At 37.8% G+C, this 3,190-nt stretch carries 4 protein-coding genes and 1 pseudogene; all 5 read left to right on the top strand.

Annotated elements, in window-relative coordinates:
• Positions 1-26 precede the first annotated feature (26 nt).
• Positions 27-1,493: an ABC transporter ATP-binding protein gene (locus tag ACFE93_RS34275; RefSeq protein WP_375480542.1), complete on the top strand. Its 1,467-nt coding sequence runs from the start codon at positions 27-29 to the stop codon at positions 1,491-1,493.
• Between the two features lie 47 nt (positions 1,494-1,540).
• Positions 1,541-2,119, top strand: a complete 579-nt coding sequence (locus ACFE93_RS34270) for a zeta toxin family protein (RefSeq protein ID WP_375480540.1) — start codon at positions 1,541-1,543, stop codon at positions 2,117-2,119.
• Positions 2,112-2,291 carry a hypothetical protein gene (locus tag ACFE93_RS34265; RefSeq protein WP_375480538.1) on the top strand — a complete coding sequence of 60 codons (180 nt, stop codon included), beginning with the start codon at positions 2,112-2,114 and terminating at the stop codon, positions 2,289-2,291. Before ACFE93_RS34270 ends, ACFE93_RS34265 begins: the two co-directional genes overlap by 8 nt.
• Positions 2,291-2,956: a DUF1877 family protein gene (locus tag ACFE93_RS34260; RefSeq protein ID WP_375480536.1), complete on the top strand. Its 666-nt coding sequence runs from the start codon at positions 2,291-2,293 to the stop codon at positions 2,954-2,956. Before ACFE93_RS34265 ends, ACFE93_RS34260 begins: the two co-directional genes overlap by 1 nt.
• 24 nt (positions 2,957-2,980) lie before the next feature.
• Positions 2,981-3,136, top strand: a pseudogene (locus ACFE93_RS34255) (ABC transporter permease); the annotation flags it as partial.
• Positions 3,137-3,190: the final 54 nt, after the last annotated feature.

Here is a 3,190-nt window from a genome sequence, read left to right as displayed (position 1 = left end):
CACTACGAGCTATCAGTTTAGTGAATATGAACTATTTACGCTTAAACAATATTACCAAACGCTTTGGGTCTTTTATTGCTAACGACAATATCAATCTCTCTGTTGCATCTGGAACTATTCATGGAATACTAGGGGAAAATGGTGCGGGTAAGAGTACTTTAATGAATATTATTAGTGGACTCTATCAACCTGATGCTGGTGAGATTTATCTCCAAGAACAACCAATAGAAATTACCTCACCAAATGAGGCAATTAAATTAGGTATTGGCATGATTCACCAACACTTCATGCTTGTACAAAAATTGACTGTTACAGAAAATATCATCTTAGGGACGGAGAAAACTTGGCGACTAAATTTACAATATAAACAGCAAGAAATTGCCGCATTATCCCAAGCTTATGGATTAGAAATTGACCCCACTGCCAAAGTTGAAAATTTATCTGTTGGGGCACAACAACGGGTAGAAATTCTCAAAGTTCTCTACCGTCAAGCAAAGTTGTTGATTCTTGATGAACCTACAGCAGTTTTGACACCACCAGAAGTAGAATCATTAATTGCTATCTTGCGCCAATTGGCAGCCGCAGGCAATACAATTATTTTTATCAGTCATAAATTAGAAGAGGTAATGAATCTCTGTGATTCAGTAACAGTTTTGCGCCAGGGAAAGGTAGTAAGAACAACATCAACTGAAGCAGCGACACCTCAGCAGTTAGCAGCATTGATGGTAGGACGGGAAGTAGTTTTACAGTTAAATAAAAATCCTATATTACCAGGAGAAATTATCTTATCGGTGCAAAATTTGCAAGTTGCTGATGAAAGAAATATTCTTGCTGTAAATAACGTATCTTTTGAACTGCGGGCGGGAGAAATTTTAGGAATTGCTGGTGTCGATGGCAATGGACAGCGAGAATTAGCTGATGCGATTGCTTTTTTGCGGACTATTAAGCAGGGTAAAATTGAGTTTACGCCCAAGCATTCCTCAGTGGGCTATATCCCAGAAGATAGGCAGACAATGGGATTGGTGTTGCAATTTAGCATCGCCCAAAACTTGATTTTAAAAGCTTTTAAATATCTGCCATTTTGTCGCCGTTTTTTGTTACAACAAGAAGCGATCGCTAATCGTGCCCAAGCTGCAATGCAAGAGTTTGACATTCGGGCGAATGGAATTGATATCAAGGTAAGTCAGCTTTCGGGAGGAAATCAACAAAAAGTAGTGTTAGCGCGAGAACTGGCGCAAACACCAGCTTTAATTATCGCCATGCAACCGACAAGGGGGTTAGATGTCGGGGCGACAGTAGCCGTCCAGTCTCGAATATTAACAGAACGCGATCGCGGTGCCGCAATTTTGTATATTTCTACTGAGTTAGAAGAAGTGATGACAATGAGCGATCGCATTGCTGTAATCTACAGAGGTGAGTTTGTGGCTATTTTGGATGCAGCCACGGCGAAGGTGGAAGAACTTGGTTTGTTGATGGGTGGGGGGATACGGTGACGGGGAGATAAAATAACACGGAGAGGAGAAATTTAATTATACAAAATTTGTATCCGAGTCTTTACATCATTGGTGGTGCAAATGGTTCAGGAAAAACTACTGTTTCAATGAGTTTGTTACCAAATTTTCTAGACTGCTTTGAGTACGTAAATGCAGATGCTATTGCTGCTGGACTATCTCCATTAAATCCCGATTCAATGGCTATGGAAGCAGGAAGGTTAATGATTATGCGACTGCGGACATTATCTAATTCAGGTAGTGATTTTGCTTTTGAAACTACGTTAGCAGCTAGAAGTTTTGCACCTTTTATTATTGATTGTAGAGCAAAAGGCTACACAATTAACTTGATATACTTTTGGTTACAAAGCGTTGACTTGGCAGTAGAACGAGTAGCAGCAAGGGTTGCTAGTGGTGGACACTCGATTCTAGAAGATGTTATTCGTAGACGCTACCAACAGGGGCGAACAAATTTGATTTATTTATACTTATCTTTGTGCGATGGTTGGATGATATATGATCACTCTAGATCATCTCCCCTTTTCGTTGCTGAACGCATTATTCATCAACAGCCTATTATTTATATAAATGAGATTTGGAACCAAATTATAGAGGTATTAAATGACTGAAAAAGAGATGAAAAAGTTACATTGTAAAATTGATGCTGGAGTCAAAGCAGCAATTGCAGCAGCAATAGAACGACATCGTAAGCTTGGTCAATCAATTAGTATTATGCAAGATAGGAAAATTGTAACTTTAACTGCTGATGAAATTACAGCGATTCAGGCAAAGAACATCTGATGGGAATTACATTAAATCTCAAACAAGTATCTCCCTATGTATTGGAAAAAATCAAAAAGCATCCTGACTTGGCAGGGTTATTTTTAGATGCAAAATACTTAGAAGATTCACCATTTTGGCAAGAGTTTACAATAATTGAACGTGATGAGATTGATTGGTTCCATGAGGCAATTAATTTTGCACAAGAGAGACTAGATAAATTCCAAAAAGATAAAACGGAAGAATTTGAAAACCTCAATAACGATATTCCTTTAATTATTAATGAAGGTAAAAGTAAATATTTAGACTTAGATAAAATGTGGCAACCAATAATTTTTTTACTTACGGGATATGACTTTTACGATCAAGCATTATATTTATCTAAATTAGTCGTTAGTCAAAATCCAGAAGATAATCTTCCTTTAATTAGGGCTGTACTGGGCAGTAATGGAATCGAACATGATGAACGTGACTATTCATTGTTATACTTTAGCGATGATGAAGTCAAAAAAATAGCCAATGCTTTATCCAGTTTTTCTATTGAGACTATTAGAAAAAGATTACAATTTAGAGGTTTAGAAGAAGATAGCTATCATCATTTATATGAATACGCATATAATCCACTTGTGAGATATTACCAAGATGCGGCTGAGAAAGAAAATGCAATGTTTCTCCACTTCGGTTAGATAAATATTGGCAATCATCGCATCATGATCGCAAGTAATCGCATGAAATTCCTCTTACCAATCCTATCACCGCTAATTGCGATCGCCTGTGCCCTCATTGTCGGTGCTATCCTGATGCTAATTGCTGGGGCAAATCCCATCACCGCATACAGTATTTTATTTCAAGAATCTCTCTCTACTGGGAGCATCCCACTTTTTATTTAGGGAGCAAAGATTAATCCATTAAGGTAGGCA

The organism is uncultured Nostoc sp. (genome assembly GCF_964247315.1).
In the GTDB taxonomy this organism is placed as follows: domain Bacteria; phylum Cyanobacteriota; class Cyanobacteriia; order Cyanobacteriales; family Nostocaceae; genus Nostoc.
This window is presented reverse-complemented; position numbering and strand designations above follow the sequence as displayed.

What these genes read in the sequence shown, in the direction of transcription:
- ACFE93_RS34275 (WP_375480542.1), top strand. Translation starts at nt 27, where the DNA reads ATGAACTATTTACGCTTAAACAATATTACCAAACGCTTTGGGTCTTTT.
- ACFE93_RS34265 (WP_375480538.1), top strand. Translation starts at nt 2,112, where the DNA reads ATGACTGAAAAAGAGATGAAAAAGTTACATTGTAAAATTGATGCTGGA.
- ACFE93_RS34260 (WP_375480536.1), top strand. Translation starts at nt 2,291, where the DNA reads ATGGGAATTACATTAAATCTCAAACAAGTATCTCCCTATGTATTGGAA.